General features: G+C 37.1%; 21 protein-coding genes and 2 riboswitches. Of the genes, 17 read left to right on the plus strand and 4 right to left on the minus strand.

Features of this window, described 5'->3' with window-relative positions; genetic code table 11:
• The first annotated feature begins 12 nt into the window (after positions 1 to 12).
• The 6 genes from JNUCC52_RS01460 (at position 13) to JNUCC52_RS01485 (ending at position 6,187) form a co-directional block, all read left to right on the plus strand.
• On the plus strand, positions 13 to 1,599 hold the full coding sequence (locus JNUCC52_RS01460) for an ABC transporter substrate-binding protein (protein WP_337981133.1): 1,587 nt from the start codon (positions 13 to 15) through the stop codon (positions 1,597 to 1,599).
• Positions 1,589 to 2,557: an ABC transporter permease gene (locus JNUCC52_RS01465; RefSeq protein ID WP_337981134.1), complete on the plus strand. Its 969-nt coding sequence runs from the start codon at positions 1,589 to 1,591 to the stop codon at positions 2,555 to 2,557. The genes JNUCC52_RS01460 and JNUCC52_RS01465 overlap by 11 nt, the downstream gene beginning before the upstream one ends.
• A complete protein-coding gene (locus JNUCC52_RS01470; RefSeq protein ID WP_337981135.1) occupies positions 2,554 to 3,366 on the plus strand; it encodes an ABC transporter permease in 813 nt (270 codons plus the stop codon). The genes JNUCC52_RS01465 and JNUCC52_RS01470 overlap by 4 nt, the downstream gene beginning before the upstream one ends.
• Positions 3,359 to 4,108, plus strand: a complete 750-nt coding sequence (locus JNUCC52_RS01475; protein WP_337981136.1) for an ATP-binding cassette domain-containing protein — start codon at positions 3,359 to 3,361, stop codon at positions 4,106 to 4,108. Before JNUCC52_RS01470 ends, JNUCC52_RS01475 begins: the two co-directional genes overlap by 8 nt.
• A gap of 14 nt (positions 4,109 to 4,122) precedes the next feature.
• Positions 4,123 to 4,848, plus strand: a complete 726-nt coding sequence (locus JNUCC52_RS01480) for an ABC transporter ATP-binding protein (RefSeq protein ID WP_172771637.1) — start codon at positions 4,123 to 4,125, stop codon at positions 4,846 to 4,848.
• Positions 4,849 to 4,969: 121 nt separating this feature from the next.
• Positions 4,970 to 5,154: riboswitch (cobalamin riboswitch) on the plus strand.
• Between the two features lie 259 nt (positions 5,155 to 5,413).
• Positions 5,414 to 6,187: a hypothetical protein gene (locus tag JNUCC52_RS01485; RefSeq protein ID WP_337981137.1), complete on the plus strand. Its 774-nt coding sequence runs from the start codon at positions 5,414 to 5,416 to the stop codon at positions 6,185 to 6,187.
• A gap of 190 nt (positions 6,188 to 6,377) precedes the next feature.
• On the opposite strand, the gene JNUCC52_RS01490 is transcribed toward JNUCC52_RS01485, so the two are convergent.
• A complete protein-coding gene (locus tag JNUCC52_RS01490; RefSeq protein WP_337981138.1) occupies positions 6,378 to 8,315 on the minus strand; it encodes an elongation factor G in 1,938 nt (645 codons plus the stop codon).
• Positions 8,316 to 8,494: 179 nt separating this feature from the next.
• Positions 8,495 to 8,680, plus strand: a riboswitch (cobalamin riboswitch).
• Positions 8,681 to 8,906: 226 nt separating this feature from the next.
• Here JNUCC52_RS01490 and JNUCC52_RS01495 point away from each other — a divergent pair.
• The 5 genes from JNUCC52_RS01495 (at position 8,907) to JNUCC52_RS01515 (ending at position 12,923) form a co-directional block, all read left to right on the plus strand.
• Positions 8,907 to 9,890 (plus strand): ABC transporter substrate-binding protein, encoded by a 984-nt coding sequence (locus tag JNUCC52_RS01495; protein WP_172771615.1) that lies wholly within the window; start codon positions 8,907 to 8,909, stop codon positions 9,888 to 9,890.
• A gap of 53 nt (positions 9,891 to 9,943) precedes the next feature.
• Positions 9,944 to 10,618, plus strand: a complete 675-nt coding sequence (locus JNUCC52_RS01500; protein WP_337981139.1) for a precorrin-3B methylase — start codon at positions 9,944 to 9,946, stop codon at positions 10,616 to 10,618.
• Between the two features lie 263 nt (positions 10,619 to 10,881).
• Positions 10,882 to 11,376, plus strand: a complete 495-nt coding sequence (locus JNUCC52_RS01505) for a DUF2243 domain-containing protein (protein ID WP_337981140.1) — start codon at positions 10,882 to 10,884, stop codon at positions 11,374 to 11,376.
• A gap of 118 nt (positions 11,377 to 11,494) precedes the next feature.
• Positions 11,495 to 12,190 carry a cytochrome c oxidase assembly protein gene (locus JNUCC52_RS01510; RefSeq protein ID WP_337981141.1) on the plus strand — a complete coding sequence of 232 codons (696 nt, stop codon included), beginning with the start codon at positions 11,495 to 11,497 and terminating at the stop codon, positions 12,188 to 12,190.
• A 496-nt stretch (positions 12,191 to 12,686) separates the two neighbouring features.
• The gene (locus JNUCC52_RS01515; protein ID WP_337981142.1) at positions 12,687 to 12,923 is read left to right on the plus strand and encodes a hypothetical protein; all 237 of its coding nucleotides are present in this window, start codon (positions 12,687 to 12,689) and stop codon (positions 12,921 to 12,923) included.
• 88 nt (positions 12,924 to 13,011) lie between these two features.
• Here JNUCC52_RS01515 and JNUCC52_RS01520 read toward each other — a convergent pair whose 3' ends face one another.
• Together JNUCC52_RS01520 and JNUCC52_RS01525 are read right to left on the minus strand one after the other, a co-directional pair.
• Entirely contained in the window at positions 13,012 to 14,208 is a 1,197-nt protein-coding gene (locus JNUCC52_RS01520; protein ID WP_337981143.1) for a class I SAM-dependent rRNA methyltransferase, read from the minus strand.
• A gap of 62 nt (positions 14,209 to 14,270) precedes the next feature.
• Positions 14,271 to 15,188, minus strand: coding sequence for an alpha/beta hydrolase (locus JNUCC52_RS01525; protein ID WP_337981144.1), 918 nt, complete (start codon positions 15,186 to 15,188; stop codon positions 14,271 to 14,273).
• Between the two features lie 173 nt (positions 15,189 to 15,361).
• Here JNUCC52_RS01525 and JNUCC52_RS01530 point away from each other — a divergent pair, with 173 nt between their 5' ends.
• Positions 15,362 to 15,841 carry a dihydrofolate reductase gene (locus tag JNUCC52_RS01530; RefSeq protein WP_172771608.1) on the plus strand — a complete coding sequence of 160 codons (480 nt, stop codon included), beginning with the start codon at positions 15,362 to 15,364 and terminating at the stop codon, positions 15,839 to 15,841.
• Positions 15,842 to 15,930: 89 nt separating this feature from the next.
• On the opposite strand, the gene trhA is transcribed toward JNUCC52_RS01530, so the two are convergent.
• Entirely contained in the window at positions 15,931 to 16,566 is a 636-nt protein-coding gene (gene trhA, locus JNUCC52_RS01535) for a PAQR family membrane homeostasis protein TrhA (protein WP_172771607.1), read from the minus strand.
• 266 nt (positions 16,567 to 16,832) lie between these two features.
• Between trhA and JNUCC52_RS01540 the strand changes: the two genes are divergently transcribed.
• From JNUCC52_RS01540 to msrB, 5 genes are all read left to right on the plus strand, one after another.
• Positions 16,833 to 17,675, plus strand: a complete 843-nt coding sequence (locus JNUCC52_RS01540; protein WP_172771606.1) for a DegV family protein — start codon at positions 16,833 to 16,835, stop codon at positions 17,673 to 17,675.
• A gap of 190 nt (positions 17,676 to 17,865) precedes the next feature.
• Entirely contained in the window at positions 17,866 to 18,795 is a 930-nt protein-coding gene (locus JNUCC52_RS01545; protein ID WP_337981145.1) for a GDSL-type esterase/lipase family protein, read from the plus strand.
• 4 nt (positions 18,796 to 18,799) lie between these two features.
• Positions 18,800 to 19,381, plus strand: coding sequence for a YpmS family protein (locus tag JNUCC52_RS01550; RefSeq protein WP_172771605.1), 582 nt, complete (start codon positions 18,800 to 18,802; stop codon positions 19,379 to 19,381).
• A 12-nt stretch (positions 19,382 to 19,393) separates the two neighbouring features.
• The gene (msrA, locus tag JNUCC52_RS01555; protein ID WP_172771604.1) at positions 19,394 to 19,924 is read left to right on the plus strand and encodes a peptide-methionine (S)-S-oxide reductase MsrA; all 531 of its coding nucleotides are present in this window, start codon (positions 19,394 to 19,396) and stop codon (positions 19,922 to 19,924) included.
• On the plus strand, positions 19,921 to 20,349 hold the full coding sequence (gene msrB, locus JNUCC52_RS01560) for a peptide-methionine (R)-S-oxide reductase MsrB (RefSeq protein ID WP_337981146.1): 429 nt from the start codon (positions 19,921 to 19,923) through the stop codon (positions 20,347 to 20,349). Before msrA ends, msrB begins: the two co-directional genes overlap by 4 nt.
• The last annotated feature ends 61 nt before the right edge of the window (positions 20,350 to 20,410 follow it).

Genomic DNA, 20,410 nt, shown 5'->3' on the forward strand with positions numbered 1-20,410 from the left:
GGAGATAGAGAATTGAAAAAGTTTTCAGTAGTTATTTTATTATTCATACTTAGTCTTGCGGGCTGTAGTAATGTGTCTAGTCAAGGCGAGGGAAAACAGCCATCCGCTGCTTCCTCCTCAAAGGCTAATGAGCTTATTTATGCATCAGAATCCGAATTTGCGGGGTTAAATCCTATTTTAGAGGAAACGAATTTAGATGCATTACTTTTTAGAGGTCTTATGCGCTTTGATGAACATAATGCTCCAGTAAATGACATAGCAAAAAGCGTTGACATATCAGATGACCTGTTGACATATACGATTTTGATTCGTGATGACGTGACATTTCATGATGGACAAAAATTAACAGTAGACGATGTTATGTTTACTATTGATAGCATTCTTGATGATGCAAATGGGTCTTATTTAAAGTCTGATTTCATCCATGTCCAAGCGATGAAAAAAGTAAATGATACTACAATGACAATTCAATTGGATGAACCATTTACACCAATGTTAGATAAATTAACAGTGCCAATTTTGCCAAAGCATGTCTTTGAAGGACAAGACATGAGAACGGCTACGTTTAACCAAGAACCAATTGGTGCTGGCCCATACATGTTTGAAAAATGGGATAAAGGGACAAGTCTAACGCTTCAAGCGTACACTTCTTTCTTCGGAACAAAGGCATCTATTGAAAAAGTTATTTTTAAATTTATTCCAGATAGTAATGTTCGTGCATTGCAGCTGAAATCTGGCGAGTTAGATATTGCGTTACTGGATCCGAATCAGGTTGAAGAGCTTTCGAAAGTAGAACAATTAAAAATGTACGAAGTAGAATCAGCCGATTATCGTGGCGTGTTATTTAATATGAACTATCCACTTTGGCAAGAAGTCGATGTTCGAAAAGCGATGAGCTATGCGACAGATCGAACAGGCATAGTTAAAGGCATCCTACATGGGTATGGGACAGAAGCTTATTCGCCACTTCAAAAGCATGCCTATGTAAACGAAAATATTGAACATTATACTTATGATGTAAAGAAAGCAAATGAATTGTTAGAAAAATCGGGATGGATATTAGCAGACGATGGGTTCCGCTACAAGGACGGTAATAAGCTTGCCTTTACCATTACGGCACCAATTACAGATTCTGTGCGTGTCAATATGGCGAATTATGTCGCTCAAGGCTATAAGGAAATTGGGGCAGAGGTAGAAGTAGCGGCACTTGATTGGAGCAATATCGTGATTGAAGAAACGGAAGCGTTTATGGTGGGATGGGGTAGCCCATATGATGCGGACCACCATACGTATAGTTTATTCTATTCGGGTGAATCGAGCGTAACAAGTGCGGGCTACAATTATGGAAGCTATGCCAATGCAAAAGTAGATGCTTTGCTTGATGAAGGACGAACAACTGTCGATCCTGAAAAACGCAAGGAAGTCTATATGGCATTACAAGAGGAGCTAGCAGAAGATCCACCGTTCGCTTATTTTGCCTATGTTGATGCTGTTTATGGCATTAATAAAAATATTAGTGGTGTGAAAGAGCGTATTTTAGGTCATCACGGTGCTGGCTTCTTATGGAATGTCGAGGAGTGGAAATGGAATGATCGCTAAGTGGATCGGGAAGCGAGTGATAATGGGGACAATTGTCCTCATTATCGTGAGCTTCCTCTCTTTTTTCATTATGCATGCTGCACCTGGCAATCCTGCTGCTGCTTATTATGGAGGCAATGCTCAAACATTAACAGTAGCTGAGCAACAACGAATTGAAAAAGCGTTTGGCTTAGATAGGCCAGTGCTTCTACAATATGGTACTTGGTTAGGCGAAGCGGTAAAAGGAAATTTAGGCTATTCTGCCAAAGAGGGAAGACCCGTCATAGCGATTTTATTAGAAAGGTTACCTAACACATTACAGCTAGTGGCGCTCACATTATTTGTCGTTACAATTGTCTCTACTTGGCTAGGTTTACGGGCAGGAATGAAGGAAGGTTCTTTATTGGATAGAGGATTATCCATCTTTAGTATAGCAAGCTCTGCGATTCCTCCTTTTTGGCTAGGTATTGTCTGTATAATAATTTTTTCGGTACAGCTTGGTTGGTTTCCTTCTTCAGGTATGAATGATGTGCGTGGTAATGGAGGTTGGCTTGATCGTTTAAACCATATGGTGCTTCCACTAATTGTTTTAGTATTTTCTCATGTGGGCATATTCGCACGCTTTTTACAGGACAGTGTTAAGGCAGAGAATCGTAGTTATTATGTACAAGTTGCGCGTGCAAATGGCGTTCCAGACCGACAAATAAGAAAACTCATACTACGGAATTCTGTTATTCCGTATATCAATTATATTGGTGTGACGATTCCTTCATTCTTTGGTGGTTCCATAGTAGTTGAAACACTTTTTGGCTGGTCAGGATTAGGCTCATTGCTTGTGAAATCCGTTATGGTTAAGGATTTTCCTGTACTTATGGGAGCCATTCTGATTATTGGTGTTGTGGTGGTCATTTGCTTATTTGTAATCGACGTTTTAATGATTTGCATCAACCCAAGATTGAGAAGAGGAAAATTAGTATGAGAAAACAACGGAAGATGCCACTCGTTTGGCTTGCGCTTCTTTGCATTATATTAGGAACTACCATCTTCTCCTCACTGTTGGCACCTTTTGAGCCAAATGCAATGGATATGAATCATATTTATGAAGCACCAAATCTTACACATATACTTGGTACAGATCAGCTAGGCAGAGATGTTTTATCACGGATACTTGTTGGGGGGAAAGTTACGCTTTTCATCGCCATAGTGTCAGTCGTAATTTCAAGCATTATAGGCATTATCTACGGTGGTATTAGCGGTTTTGTTGGGGGTGCCATTGATGTCATTATGATGCGCATTTTGGAGGCCTTTTTAACGATTCCATCCTTAGTAATTGTACTTGCCCTGCAAGCAATTATGCAAGGAAGTGTTTGGCGAATGGCCATGATTATAGGTTTCACAGGTTGGTTTGTTACAGCTCGAATCGTTCGCTCTGAGTTTATTCGCTTAAAGGAAATGGAATTTGTCCAAATGGCTACAATGTTTCGTACCCCATTATGGAAAATATTATTTGGTCATTTATTACGAAATAGTGTGCCTGCTATCTTTGTCGTGACAATATTTAACTTCGCAGGTGCGATTTTTACGGAAGTGTCTTTAAGCTTTTTAGGCATCGGTGTGCCGCCAGCAATCCCGTCATGGGGAACGATGCTGTACACAGCGCAAAATGATTTACTTGTTGGGGCTTGGTGGATCGGTCTTTTTCCTGGAATACTGATTTTTGTGACGATATTATGTGTACAAGCGATCGGGACCACTTTCAAACAAGGAGGAGAACGATCCCATGTTTAGTATCGATAATCTAACTGTTCAAGTGAACGATAAAAACCTCATCCACAATATTTCGTTAACTGTCCCGAAAGGCGAGATTACCGCAGTTATCGGTGAAAGTGGCAGTGGGAAAAGCACAACAATATCAGCTATTTTAGGGATGCTCCCGCCGCAAACTGAGGCAATGGGTGCAGTTTTCTTTAATGGGGAAAATATGCTGACGATGTCAAAAAAAGATAGGTTGTTATTAAGGTCAAAGCATATTTTCACGATTTTTCAAGATGCCACAAATAGCTTTTCACCTACGCAAAAAATGAAACAACAATTGTATATGTTTACTGCCTTACGAGTGGGTGATGACAAAGAGAGGTTTCTCTCTAAAATGACCGCTATATTAAAGGAGTTAAACTTATCAGTAGATATATTAGAAAGCTATCCATTTGAGTTGTCAGGTGGTATGCTACAACGCTGTATGTTAGCTTGTGCATTGTATAATGAGCCAGACATATTAATAGCAGATGAACCAACTTCTGCACTAGATATGCTGCATCAACAACACTTTATAACATTATTAAAAAAACTTCATGCGCAGCTAGGGACAACTATTATACTGGTTACTCATGATTTAGGGGTTGCTGTTTCACTAGCGAATAACATAGTAGTGATGAAAGATGGAGAAATCGTTGAGAAGGGGCAAGCGACAGAAATTTTTGAGCAGCCTAAACATCCGTATACGCTACGGCTTGTCGCAAATCATTTTTAGGAGGCGTATATGTATTGCTTCAGGTTGAAAATATAAGTAAAAGCTTTCGAGCAGGTCAGCAAGTATTAGCAAATATAAATCTTTCTGTAGGAGAAGGTGAAATCGTCGGTCTAGTTGGAGAGAGTGGCAGCGGTAAAAGTACTTTAGCGAAAGTCATTATGCAGCTAGAGTCAGCTAATAAAGGGACCGTCCATTTTCAACAACAACACATCACTAAGAAAAATCGAAAGTCCTTTTATGAAAATTGCCAAATTATATTCCAAAATGCAAGTAATGCTCTAAACCCTATGTGGACAGTCAAGCAACTATTAAGAGAGCCATTGCAACATCAAAAAGTGGTGACGGACAGCTATTTACAAACGATGCTTGCGAAAGTTAAGTTATCAAACGATGTTTTATATGCTTTGCCCTCTGAACTTAGTGGTGGTGAGAAGCAAAGAGTAAATTTATTACGCTCAATTCTTGTAGAACCGAAATTGATAGTGTGCGATGAAATTGTTTCAAGCTTAGATCGTTTAATTCAGCGAGAAATTATTGATTTATTAATGGCGTTGAATAAAGAAAGAAACATGGCTATTTTATTTATTTCGCATGATTTAAAAGCTGTTTCTTATTTAAGTGAACGGATATATGTAATGAGAGCTGGAGAAATTGTCGATGAACAGCACAAGGAACAAGATGGATTTCATTTCACTGATAGCTATGCACAAAAGCTATTCCAAGCAATGGAAGGTGAATAATATTTCGTTTTTTCGCAGCAGAAAACAATTAGATACCGTTTTCTGTTGATTGACTTTAAAATTCCATTACTTTACAATATGATTTAATAGTATACTAGTGAGTTTACTATTTATCTCAACAAAATAGCGTGTAGTAATAGGTGTAAATTGCGTGCAATTTACTGAAAAGGGAAGTCGGTGCGAGTCCGACACTGTCCCGCAACTGTAAATGTGAGTTTTCTTTTCGTATACCACTGTTAAATGACGGGAAGGGGAAAAGAAGCTGTGACCATAAGTCAGGAGACCTGCCTGTTACGAGTACACACCATAACCCTACGAGGAATAGGAGGTGGCATGTTGACAAAGCAGAATGTTCTGTTCGTCACAGTACGTCAAACGACCAATACCAAAGGAATTAAGGATATACGGCATCGAGCCAAATATCTCCCATTGGTTCATTGTTTGATGCTGCTTGATGAATGATAATGATTAGCTGAACGACGGATTTCCTCTCAAAGCAGGAAATCCGTATTTTTATGTGATCGCAACATTTGTTTTGAAAATATGTACGAACTGAGGTGCACGTATGACGAATATTCATGTATGTACAACACAAGAAAAGCAATATGTAGATATGAAGATTTGTAAACTGTCACGAGTTGAAGTTGCCAAGCAGCCTAAAACTAGAATGGTCATTGAAGCTCTTGTTGATCAGTTTTTAGCATCAGGACTTATTCGTAACGAACGTTTATTTAATCAAATATTTTTTAACAAAGATATCATTTGGATTCAAAATGAGGTGTATGACGGTTGTCTTTTTGCTAAAGCAAGCGTGGCGGACGAGCTCAAAACGAAAAAGAACGGCTTTATGATGTACATGCCAACAAATCCAATTGTTTATGAGGTCAATGGTGAGGCGTATCATTTAATAACACGTATTGATTCGATTCGTGCGAAACCAAATTTAGATAGGCTGAATATAGAGCCGAAACCTATTTTAAGTGCTGCGCGAGTCAATGATTTACTATGCTCAATGGTTATGCGTTTTTATATTACCTATTTAGAAGACTTGTCGTTAGTCGTTCATACAAATCAAGATACTAATAAAATATTAGATTTAATAAAATATGTAAAGCATGAATACCAACACTTTCTTGAAAGTGTGAAAGAATTAAATGACTATCATTTAAATTGGCACCCACGAGGTAATGGTCATCAATTATTGCTTCAACTGATCGAGCAATTACAAATTTTAAAGAGTAAACCTGGCACGGTTCTTGTAGATTTTACGAATAGTAATGGTTATGTAATTGTGGAATCGGCAAATAGCTTTGTTGCGAAAGTAAAGAAAGCTTTATAGGAAATATAAAAGGCATCGAGATGTTCTCGATGCCTTCAGTTATTTTTTAAGGAGAATAATATTGATGGATATTGCGGATAACTTTTGAAACCGCCGATAAAAGCCTAGGAATCGCCGATAGAACCGTTGAAACCGCCGATAAACCACTAAAAATCGCTGTGTTGCTATAGAAATGTGTGTCGTTGTTTAATTACAAGCAATGCATGGCTTCTTTTGCGTCATACCAAGGAACGGAATAGCCCTTACCCTTCGCACAAAAAATACTAGACGATGAATAGTCGGGATCAGCTTGCTTATTGTAATTGATTTGCGCTATTACTTCTTCACTATTATGGCATTTATCATAGCCATCAAATTGTAACGATATTGATCCTTTGCCGTTCGTATAAGCAGCGAAAGTAGTACTATAATGCATAAATGTTGCAACAGGAACGCGTCCTGTTAATGTTACTTGTTCCTCTGTTAAGACGGGTGCATCAAATGTACCGTCTGCTTGCTGGATATCGTTCATCATACGACCGATAAAATCATTCGATGCTTTCAATTTGAAGCGATAATACGGTTCAAGCAATATATTTTCGGCTTGTTCCAGCCCTTGTCGAAGTGCACGGAAAGTTGCTTCGCGGAAATCGCCTCCCTCTGTATGCTTGATATGGGCACGTCCTGTCAAAAGGGTGAAGCGTATATCCGTAACGGGGGAGCCTGTTAAAAGACCGTGATGCTCTCGCTCAAATAGATGTTTTTCAATTAGTCGTTGATTGCCAACTGATAAATCATCAGCATGACAAGCGTTAACAAACGTGTTTCCTGTACCTCGAATATTTGGCTCCATTAATAGGTGAACCTCTGCATAATGTTTTAACGGCTCAAAATGACCGTATCCTGTTACAGTTGTTGCAATTGTTTCCATATATAAAATTTTAGGTTCACCAAAAGTAATAGTAAGTGAAAAGCGACTTTTTAACACTTCAGCAAGCACTTCAAGCTGAATAACACCCATAATATGTACATGGATTTCTTGAAACTTCTCATGCCATACGACGCGCAACGACGGTTCTTCGGCTTCGAGCAAACGGAATACTTGTAATACTTCTTTTATATGCTGCTGCCCATCATACTGTACTTTAGCTTGTAAAGTCGGCACTAGCTCATATGGCTGAGGAGTCATTGTACTACCTAAAATATCACCGATTTTTGCTAGACTTAGCCCTTTTACAGCGAAAATTTCTCCAGCTTGCACTTTTTGTGTTGTGACAAAACGACTTCCATTATATAAGCGGATTTCAGTTACTTTTTCAGTCATATCACCAAATGTAAAGTCTTGGCGTGTATGTAAAGTTCCTTCTAAAGCTTTGATAAAGGTTAAACGTTGCATGCCATCATGACGGATTTTAAATACTTCACCTTGAAATGGTCGTTGATGGTCGAATTGCGTTTCTGTAAGTAGGGGTAGCTGTGATAAAAATTCTTTTATTCCAATATCCTTTAAAGCAGCACCAGTAAAGCAAGGAAATGCTTGCTCTTGTTTAATGAACTTTTGCAACTGCATTAGGCATGTTTGTGCATCGAGAGTTTCTGTCAAAAAGGCATCGAGTAGTTGTTCATCACGCTCAGCTAGCCACTCAGCAATGTGGTTTGGTACGTAATCTGCACACAATGGATCGTTTATTAAAAGTACATGCTCCGAACATTCTTTTTGAAGCTGTCCCACAACGGCACCCACATCAGCACCCTCACGATCTATCTTATTTATAAAGAAGAAGGTTGGTACGTTATATTGGCGTAGCAATTGCCACACTGTTTCAGTATGACCTTGTACACCTTCTACAGCGCTTACGATAATGATAGCGTAATCCATTACACGAATTGCACGTTCCATTTCAGGTGAAAAGTCGACATGCCCAGGCGTATCTATTAACGTATAGATATCACTTCCAATTTCCATCCTCCCTTGTTCAGCAAAGATGGTAATGCCACGAGCTTGCTCGATTGAATGATTATCCAAAAAAGTATCTTGATGATCGACTCTTCCGCGCGTTTGAATACTATTCGTGTGGAAGAGTAGTTGTTCACAAAAGGTTGTTTTTCCTGCATCGACATGTGCGAGCACACCAATCGTTTTATACATAAAAAATCCTCATTTCTATTTTTCCTATACGCTCATTGTAACAGATTCAGCTAAAAAACATTTCGTGTTTAATAGTGCTCGTTCATGTTAAAATAGTAGTAAATAATTCATAATTATTAGTTATGGATTTTTTGTGTGATTGAAAACAAAAATTAGTTCTGCTAGGCTATTTTTATAACTTAATACTGCTATATATTGGTGCAAATGGTTTTTGCCATTTGCTTAAAAGGGAAATCGGTGTAAATCCGATGCTGTCCCGCAACTGTAAATGGGGAGTTTATACAACAGTCACTGTAGTTTAACTATGGGAAGACGTATAAATGTTGAACCTAAGCCAGGATACCTGCCAATATGTATTTTTTACTTAATACCACGAGGATGGGAATAGTGATTGGTTCATTAACCATTGTTTTTTCACTATGTCGCCCTCTTGGAAACAAGAGGGTTTTTTTGTGTCTTTTTGAAGAATAGTAGCATGTTGAGTTTTCAATTTATATTAAGAAAAGTCAAGAATAAGCCGTGATCAGTAGCTAAGAAGTCTTTGATTTCTAACTATATAATGAAAAATTACAAACTAAAGGAGAAACAAACATGAAGAAATGGAAAGGCATGTGGTTAGTTCTTGCCATTGCACTATTAAGTATTTTAGGGGCATGTAGTGCAAAAAATGATTCACAAAGTGAAAATATCGAACCAGCACAAACAGGAGCAAAAGAAGTAACCATTGAAAATAATGAGACGACGCAAGTTTATAAAGATGCACCGAAAAAAGCGATTAGCTTAAATCAACACGTAACAGAAATTATGCTAGCACTAGGCTTAGAAGATTCAATGGTGGGTACTGCCTATTTAGATGATAAAATTTATGAACCTTTACAAGCAGCTTACGATAAAGTACCCGTTATAGCTGAGCAATACCCAACAAAGGAACAAGTCATTGATAGTGAAGCAGATTTTTTATACGCTGGGTGGAAAAGTGGTTTTAGTGAAAAGGGTGTTGGTACACCAGAAGAATTAGAGGCACTTGGTATTCACACCTATTTACATACTTCTTCAAGTATTACAAAACCAACATTAGACGATATTTTTACGGATATCCGTAATATTGCAAAAATCTTCCGTGTGGAAGAGCGCGGTGAAGCATTGATTAATCAGATGACAAATGATGTTGATGCTGTACGTGCAAAGTTACCAGAAGAGGATAAAGAACTACGTGTTTTAGTTTACGATAGTGGTGATAAGGAAGTTTTTACAGCGGCTCAAAACTTTATGGATGAACTTGTCACAGTAGCGGGCGGTAAAAACATTTTTGGCGATGTCGAATCGGGCTGGACAACAGTTTCGAAAGAAGAAACTGTTGAACGCAATCCTGAAGTGATTGTCGTAATTGATTATGGTTCCCAAACTGCAGAAGACAAAATTAAATTCCTGAAAAGTGACCCAGCATTAAAAGAAACAAATGCTGTGAAAAATGAGCGCTTTGTCATTTTACCACTTTCAGCCGCTTCAGAAGGGGTTCGGGCTGCAGAAGCTATTGAAATTTTAGCAAAAGGTTTTTATCCTGAAAACTTTTAAATAACAATCAAAAGAGCTAGCTATTTGCTAGCTCTTTTTCATAAGGAGCACAAATGATGAATGCCTTTCATTCGAATATACCAGATCGCACATTTGAAAAACTAAATGTTAATGGAAACTTTACACGCCTTGCAGTAAGTCCAGGTATTATCAATAAGCATTTTACACCAGCTCAATTTCAAAAAATTGCAGAGATTGTCGGTGAAAGTGGCGCAATTAAATATTCAGCTTCCTATAGTATTCTTTTATCTGTTCCAACTATAAAAGTAAAGGAGATTATCAATGAGCTTCAAACAGTGGGCTTATATATTGCTAAGCAAGGTCCCATTGTCGCGATAAAAGCTTGTGATTTTTGTGATGGGGATAAAATGGAGGCGGCTGAAATAACAGAACAACTATACGAAGCACTACAGGAAGAAACTGTGCCTTCTAGACTACGGTTAAATATTAATGGCTGTGCGTCTGCCTGCTATAATGCAGTATATGATGATATTGGACTTGTTTATCAAAAGGATAGCTTTGATGTTTACTTAGGTGCCGTGCCGATGGGGGCCCATGCAAAGGCAGGAACACTATTTGCTAAAAGGGTGTCAGTACAAATAATAGAAAGCTTTCTACAACAAATTATTGAGCTGTATCAAAAACATGCACGCCCAAATGAACCTTTCTATAAGTTTTATCGTAGAACAAATAGCGCCGAATATTGGCAAGCATTAAAGGGAAAGTGATTCTACTTATTTTATTTCTGCTTAGAACATAAGATTCACTGCTTAATAGAGATGATGTTGAATTTCTGCATATACGAAGAAGAGAGCTAGCTAAATGCTAGCTCTTTTTCAAATGGTAAACAATATGAGCAAAGACAGCATTTAGTTGTGCAGATTAACGTTTTTATGGGGAAGTATAAGTCTGAATGAAATGTAAATTTAGATTAAAATAATCAAAAATAGGGAAAGATAAGGACGGCAATCTAAAAATAGGGGGCGAAGAAATGACGACAATAAACGCTCATAAAAACAAACAAGTTTATGTAAGTCGAAATTTACTGTCAGGGTTTTTATTTGGGATAGGTCTAGTAGCTTTTATAGACGAGACTATTTTTCATCAACTATTTCGCTGGCATCATTTTTATGATAAGTCGACAACGGATATTGGCTTGATTTCTGATGGGATATTCCATGCGATTAGTTGGTTTGCAACTATTGCAGGATTATTTTTACTTGCAGATATTCGTCGTAAAAGTGGTTTTTGGTTGAAGAGATGGATGGGTGGTTTGATGCTAGGAGCAGGCGGCTTCCAATTATATGATGGGATTATTCAACATAAACTAATGCGAATACACCAGATTAGGTATGTTGAAAATGTCATCATCTACGATATCATTTGGAATGTCATTGCGGCTATTATCCTCATTATAGGACTTTATCTTACCATTCGCACTAGCAACAACAAAATAAAAGCAAAGGCTATTACTGATGAACGCTAACCATCATCAAATAGCCGAGAGTAGTCATAGTCAAAATCTTTTCGGAATAATACATCCTCAACTAATTTTTTTTATTGTATTTATTACTATATTGTTATTGTATATTTTGGCCGCAGTGATGACGAATCGTAAATATAAAAAATGGCCACATTATCGTATTGCAAGCTTTATTTTAGGGGTTTTATTGGCGATTCTTGCTGTTGTTGGTCCTTTAGCGAATCGTGCTACGGTAGATTTTACAGCACACATGTTTAGCCATTTACTTTTGGGTATGCTAGCACCGTTACTTATTGCTCTCGGCGCACCAATGACCCTATTACTTAGAACTTTAAGCACCCGATTAGCGCGGAAGCTTTCAAGTATGCTAAAAAGTTGGACTGCAAGGATACTTACGCATCCAATAATCACTTCCTTACTGAATATCGGTGGTCTTTGGATATTGTACACGACTAACCTATATTCATTAATGCACGACAATAGTCTAATACATCTATTTGTCCATTTACATGTATTTATAGCAGGCTATCTATTTACAATTTCTATTATCTATTTTGATTCTGTAAATCATAGAAAATCCTTTATGTACAGGGCGATTGTCTTAATTATTGCATTAGCAGGACATGGAATATTGTCTAAGTATATTTATGCTCAACCTCCTAAAGGTGTTCCGATAGAACAAGCAGAAATCGGAAGTATGGTTATGTACTATGGTGGAGATGTAATTGATGCCATAATAATTTTTATCCTTTGTTTGCAATGGTATAAGGCAGTAAGACCAAGAAATCATGAACTGCAAACAGTAAAGGCACATTAACAGTGAATCAAAGAAAGAGTGACTCTAGCGGAGTTACTCTTTTTTAGTGTAGTTTTTGAAGTTTCTATTATTGAGAATTTTTAGTTCAGTTATTAAAATAAAAATATAATCATGTGGTTAAATACTATCATAATGGTTCATTTTCATAACTCTAAGTTTTGTCCTCCATTTTCGCTAGGCGTTTTCCATGAGCATCCAGATTTTACTCGAACAGCTAACATTCTAACATCCCAGTCTAGCCTTTTGATGAGCCATAATAATGGTATTTTACCTAATAAAATATCGAAAGGGGCTAAGATTAGATAAAAAATAAGTTCGTTCTAAATGATTTGAAGAAGATAAAGGGTATTTTAGCTGTTCATGTGATTGGGAGCTTGTCGCTTATATAGATAGAAATTTTCATAGAATGGGACTTAAAGAAAAACTATTTGCTTCTGCGATAAAAATATATTTTAATAAAAACTTATGTAATCCGTTGAAATAAGGAATGGTTAAAATGGTGAAAGCATTAGCTGTAAGTACGATTATTATTTCTTTATTACTTTGGGTACCGAATATTGTGTTTCAAAAACCATCAACTTTATGGATTTTCACGTTTGTATTATCAGGCATAGGTATTGTCTTAGCTGCATGCGTTAAATCTAAAATTTTAATTATAGGGAATATCATCACATTCTTAAGTTTTTTTATCCTAATGTTTTTAGGTTATATTTTTGTTTTTTTAACAAAGTAATGGATACTTGCTTCAAAAAAAGTAGACAAAGTTGAATAACTCGACTTTGTCTACAGTCTAAGAGTGACTTGATGTAAGTCGCTCTTTTTTAGTTTAATTTTTCAATAAAAACAACTTTTAAGTAATTGAATTCAGGATGTTCACGTGGCACGCGGAAATCCCTTGGTAAACCGTATTCCTCAACGATTTTATAACGCGTATTTGTTTCTTTAAACGCTTGGTCAATAAAGCCTTTGAACTTTTTCATGCCAAAGCTTGCATTGTTTGTAGACGCAACAATAATACCATTTTTTTCGGTAATAGCAATTGTATCCTTTAATAACTTTGGATAATCCTTTGCAGTTGAAAACGTCATTTGTTTTGTTCGCGCAAAGCTAGGCGGATCTAATACAACAAGGTCGAATTTTAACTGATGACGCTGTGCATATTTGAAATAATGAAATACATCCATTACTTTAATGTCCTGTGCCTCATAGTCAATATGATTGACACTAAATTGCTCGATTGTTTTCGCTAAACTTCGTTTGGCTACATCGACACTCGTAGTTTTTGTTGCACCACCAAGTGCTGCTGCCACAGAGAAAGCACCTGTATAAGAAAATGTATTTAACACGGTTTTATGTTGAGAATAGCGTTCACGAATGGCAAGTCGCACTTCACGTTGGTCGAGGAAAATACCAGTCATGGCACCATCATTTAAATGAACAGCATAGTTCATACCATTTTCCTTAACGATAAGTGGGAATTCACCAGGTGTACCCATAACAAAATCGTCCTGTTCAATATATTGCCCTTTACTATCAAAACGTTTTTTCTCATAAATGGCTTTAAAGTTTACTGTTTCTGCAAGAGCCTCATAAATGGCTTCTTTAAATGAATAAATACCTGCACTATACCAGCTCACCATATAATAGCCTTCAAAGAAATCGATTGTCATGCCACCAATTCCATCACCTTCGCCGTTAAAAGCACGAAATGCCGTCGTATCAGGGTTATTAAAGAATGTCTCGCGATTTTGTAGCGCCTTGCTTATTTTTTTCGCAAAAAACGCCTTGTCAATTTCTTCATTAGCATCAGTAGTTAATAGCCAGCCGATGCCTTTATTTTGAATACCATAATAGCCTGTGCCGATAAATCGATTATGAATATCTAGTAGACGAAGTAGCGCACCTTCCTCAGCAGGCAGTTTTCGTGTATCAACTGCTTCTTTTGAGATTAGTGGGTAGCCTTTTTTCAATGGGCCTGCATATTGATTATTAATTTGTAATGCAATCGTTTGTGTCATGTTGTCATCCTTTAAAAAACATTTTGCTCTATTATCGCATTGTTTAGTAGCAATACACAAACTTATTTCACGAATGTCGCAATTTTTTCAACTGTCTCCATTGTAGCAGCCTCAAAAAACTCCATCTTACTAAAATAACTATGAATTAAACCTGCCATATGGACATGCTCAACGTAAACGCCCGCTTCAGTTAATTTTTGAGCGTAAGTCAGACCTTCGTCGTAAAGTACATCTGCTTCAGCCGCAATGATTATTGTTTTTGGAAGTACACCAAGGTTTTCAATATACATAGGTGAAACAAGTGGATTGTTAAAATTATTGGCCTCTGTATAATGCTCAGCAAACCATTGCATCCCTTGCTTATCTAAACCAAAATGTTCTCCGTAAGAACTATAAGAAGCCGTCGTAAAATCAAGGTTTGTAACAGGATAAATTAGCGCTTGTGCAGAAATAATTGGACCATCTAAGATTGCTGCTAAGTAGGAAACAATTGTTGCTAGATTTCCCCCAGCACTATCACCAGCTACTATTAATCGCGTGTTATCGCCACCGAACGCTGTTATGTTGTTATAAACCCACAGTAATCCATCATATGCGTCGTTTAGTGGGATAGGGAAGGGGTGTTCAGGTGCTAAACGATAATCTACGGATACGACAATAGCATGCGCTTTGTCAGCTAATAACTGACATCCCGCATCCGAGGACTCTAAATTGCCAAAGACCCATCCACCACCATGATAATAAATAATAACAGGTAATTTTTCTGTATGTTCGGGAATGTAAACGCGGATATTAATCTCGTGTCCATCTCGCATACGTATTTTTCGATTCTCGATAGATGCGAGCACAGGCATATGGACAGATTGCCATGTTGGTACTGCGCGCATAACTCTTGCTTCCTGTGGTGATTGTTCATAATAATGTGGTTTACAATCCGTCGCTTGAATATAGCAAACAGCCTCATTGGTTAAACGTGTCATAACATCATCCTTTAAAAATTTTTATTGTTACCTCTCATTATAAACTATTCTTATAAATTTACTATGATTTAAAACCGAAGAAGAAATTTATTTTAAAAATGAGCAGAAATATTCCGATAGTAAAGTAAAATTATGTTTATAATAGGATGAATGATATAACTTGGAGGGTAATGATGATTTCATTAATAGTAGCGCATGATAATAACCATGTCATTGGATATGAAAACGGGATGCCGTGGCATTTACCAGGTGATTTACAATATTTTAAGGAAAAAACGATGGGCAAACCAATGATAATGGGACGGAAAACATTTGAATCGATTGGTAGACCGTTACCAGGGCGACGTAACATCGTAATTACACGTGATGCCAACTATCGTGCTGAGGGTATTGAAGTAGTAACTAGTCTCGACGAAGCACTTTCTATAGCAGGTGATGTGCCTGAAATCATGATTATTGGCGGCGAACAAATTTTTAGATTGTCAATGGACATCACAGATCGAATTTATGCTACAAAAATTAATCATTCCTTTAAAGGGGATACATACTTCCCTAAATATGAAGAGGAATTTGTGCTCGTCTCGTCACAACAACCTGTAACTGCACCAGAAGGGTACACATTTCAATATCAAATTTTTGAACGTAAAGATTAATTAGATTGTTCTAAGCTCAATGAAGAACAAAGCACACGGATTTGCTTATGCCGTGTGCTTTGTTGCGTTACAAATACATATTCTTAAAATTATAAATAAAAATAAATACAGGCATACATCGAGCCACATCCAGCTAACACAAACAGATGCCAAATTGTATGATTATAAGGGAGGCTACGCCAAGCGTAAAAAATAGCACCAAATGTATAGAAAAGGCCGCCAGCTAATAAGAAACCAAAGCCATTACTTCCTAAGAAAAAATAAATCGGCTTAATGGCAAAGATAATAAGCCAGCCCATACCAATATAAAAAATAAGCGATAGTATTTCAAAGCGATTAATAAAAAAACATTTAAATACAACACCTAGTAAAGCAAGTGTCCAAATAACACACAATAAAGTGACCCCTAATGTTCCACCAATTGCGATTAATAAAAACGGTGTGTAGGTCCCCGCAATTAAAATATAGATAGAAGAATGGTCAAGAATAGCGAAAAAATACTTGTATTTTTCAGGCATACTATGGAGTAATGTTGACATTAGAAATAAGATGATAACAGAGGCGCCAAAAATGCTAAATGATGTAATATACAATGCACTTCCATTTTGGACAGCGGTTAATATTAAAATAACAAGTGCTGGAATACTTGCAAGTAAGCCTATACCGTGAGTAATGGCATTCCACAATTCTTCCTTCCATGTTTTATAGTCAAATGAATCCACCATAAACAACACTCCCTTCGTTCTGTATTTACTATAGCCCAATAATGTGCTTCTTACTATTTACATTTGTCACATATTTACTTATCTAAAATGTCATGTCGAATTTTAGAGGAAATTGTTAGACAAATTTAGTGGAAAAAGGCTATAGTATCGAAGGAAGTGGAATTGAAAAGACTTGAAATAGACACTTGAAATGACAAATGTCATGTTTACATATGGAAACATTAGTCTATATAATTAATTTCAATGATGTTAAAGGATGTGTCGAAGTGGGACGAATTCATATAGTAACGGACTCAACTTGTGATTTAACAAAAGAAGAAGTAGAGCAACACGGTATACATATAGTACCGTTAACAATTCAAATTGATGGGAAAACATATATAGATGGAGTAGATTTAGATCCACAACCTTTTTTAGGTCTGATGAAAAATGCTAAAGACCTGCCGAAAAGTTCGCAACCAGCACCAGGGAAGTTTAAAGAACTATATGACGAACTTGGCAAAGATGGGGACCAAATACTTTCTATTCATATGACAGGTGGAATGAGTGGGACAGTTGAATCTGCTCGACAGGCTGCTCAAATGACAGATGCTGATGTAACGGTTATTGATTCTCGATTTATCGCAATTGGGCTTGCTATCCAATTGAGAGAAGCGATAAAGATGCGCGATGCTGGTGCATCTGTTGAAGAAATCGTCACACGTTTAGACACGGTACGTGACAATACACATTTATATGTAATTGTTGACACACTAGAAAATTTAATTAAAGGCGGTCGAATTGGTAAAGGAACAGGATTTATCGGTTCTTTGCTAAATATTAAAGTAATTGCAAACCTAGAGGGCGGGGCATATAACCCTGTATCAAAAGTTCGCAGTCATAAACAAGTTGTAAACTACTTATTCAAACAATTCCAAGCAGATACTGCTGGTAAAACAGTTAAGGCTGTAGGTATTTCACATGCCGACGGTTTAATCACAATGGGTGGTCCATTAAAAGAGCTAATTGAAGGAACAGGCTTTAATGATGTTGAGATTGCTTTTACTTCACCAATTATTTCTACACATACTGGACCAGGTGCAATTGGTTTTATTTATTTTTCAGAATAATTAACAAGAGCTGCTACATAAGTAATTGTAGTAGCTTTTTAACGCTTTTCGTAGCAAGTTGTAAAAATGGTATACAGGTAATGTGATGATAATGCTTGGATTTTTCTTGATAAACTGAAGCGTCGTCACTTTTCATTGTAGCGACAACTATTTATAATAGAACTAACAGTAAATGATGGAAGGTGGTCAAATGGGCATCTGGCGAATTATTTTGTCATGTTTGATCGTCTTAGTACTAAGTGGTTGTGCAATATCAATAGATGAACCGATTGCGCCTGCAGACCAAGATAGTGAGCAGGCAGAGACGGAGCAAGATATGAGACAGGATGAGCAACAAGCAGAAGAGGAGGCAAAACCTTCTAGTAATGTATTGACGCAAATTTTTGAACATTTTTTTGAACCTTCAGAAGAGGATTTACGGCAAATTGATGATGATAACGCAAAGCAACTACATTACTTGGCACTTGGAGATTCATTAACAGATGGTGTCGGGGATGAGTATAGTCAAGACGGTTATGTTGGAAGATTAGCAGATTCAATGCAAGCTTGGACTTCGATTTCAGAAGTCGATGTGGATAATCGCGGAAAAAGAGGAAGACGGAGCGATCAGCTATTAAAATTAATAAAAAAAGGGCATTATGATGAAGAGCTGCAACAAGCACAGTTTATTTCATTAACTATGGGTGGAAATGATGTAATGAAAGTGGTCAAACAGGATTTGTTTAATTTAAAACGAGATGCGTTTGACAAGGAATTATTAACTTATGAGAATCGTTATACGAAAATTATTGATGGTATAAGGGCAAAAAATCCTACCGTGCCTTTATTACTCATTGGCTTTTATAATCCTTTTTCGATTGTTACAAATGAGGCAAATGAATTTGATACAATTATTACTGAATGGAATAGTGTCATAAAAAAAATCGCAAGTAAAGATTCAAATGCTTGTTATGTCTCAGTTGAAGACTTGTTTGATTCGAATCAAGAACTTGTCTATCATACAGATTTTTTTCATCCCAATGCAAAAGGCTATGATAAAATGACTGAGCGAATATTAGCTACAATGGAGCAATGTAAAATGGAACAAAAAATTAATAAGGCAATAGGCTTCGAGGAGTGACTAAATGAATAAATGGAAATTCGCATTTTTTGCGTTAGCAGGTATGGTTCTTTTTTCAATCCTCCTCGTCGTTTATTTAGCAACGAAACCAGTTGATGGATATGATTTAGCAAAGAGCTCAGACAAAGATACTGAAATAACAGGCAATGTGTTAGTTGTCCAAACGACAACGAAAGAATTAGAGTCAATTACAAAGAAATATTTAAAGGACAGTGCAAAAGGTTCGCCACTCCCATTGGATTTTACCATTGGGGATGATATTGAATTACGTAGTAAGTTAACGGTTTTTTATACTGAAATCCCAATTTCAATGAATTTTGAGCCAATTGTCGATGACAAGGGTAATATTATTTTAAAGCAAACAGGGATGAATGTAGGGCTATTAAATATTCCACCGGAGACGACAATGAAAATAATGAGAGATTCGGTGGATTTCCCATCGTGGATTACAGTGAATCCGAATAAGGCTGAAATTTATATTGATTTATCACGAGTTAATATAGCTTCAGGTTCTCGTGTACGTGCGAAGGAATTAGACTTACCAAACGATAAAATTTTATTGGAAATTATTGTCCCTGGAGAATAAGGAGTGATATATATGGCAATGAAAAAGGCAACATTTGCAGGCGGCTGTTTTTGGTGTATGGTTAAGCCATTCGATGAAACACCTGGCATTGAAGCTGTAGTTTCTGGTTACACAGGTGGACATGTGGAAAATCCAACATATGAACAAGTATGTTCGGAAACTACAGGTCATGTAGAAGCGGTTCAAATTACGTTTGATGATGATATTTATTCTTATGAGCAATTATTAGCTACATTTTGGACGTTAATTGATCCAACCGATGCAGGTGGACAATTTTATGATCGTGGACAATCCTACACTACTGCCATTTTTTATCATGATGAAGAACAACAAGAATTAGCGGAACGTTCGAAGGCTGATTTAGAGGCTTCAGGTAAATTTGATAATCCGATTGCAGTGAAAGTTTTACCTGCAAGTACATTTTATGCTGCTGAGGACTACCACCAATATTATTATAAAAAAAATCCAATGCATTATGAACGCTATGCAGTGGGATCTGGTCGAAAAGCATTTCAAGAACAACACTGGGGGCATAGAAAATGAATAAAGAACAACGAGTAAAACAACTAACAGATATGCAGTACTATGTAACTCAGGAAAATGGCACGGAGCCACCATTCCGAAATGAATATGATCAACATTTTGAAGAAGGTATTTATGTAGATATTGTTTCGGGCAAGCCATTATTTAGCTCGCACGATAAATTCAACTCAGGCTGTGGTTGGCCCGCTTTCTCAAAACCGATTGCAAACGAACAAGTGACGGAGCACTTTGATACATCCCATGGGATGCGCCGTGTAGAAGTACGAAGCAAGGATGCGGACTCTCATTTAGGACATGTCTTTCCAGATGGCCCTGCAGAATTAGGTGGCCTACGCTATTGCATTAACTCTGCATCACTTCGTTTTATCCCTAAAGGTGATTTAGAAAAAGAAGGCTATGCGGAATATTTATCATTATTTAAGTAATAAATCTGCGGACGTAAGCGAGTTACGGTAAACTTAGGTAAATCGCCGATAGAAGCCCGCG

The organism is Lysinibacillus sp. JNUCC-52, from assembly GCF_015999545.1.
GTDB lineage: Bacteria > Bacillota > Bacilli > Bacillales_A > Planococcaceae > Lysinibacillus.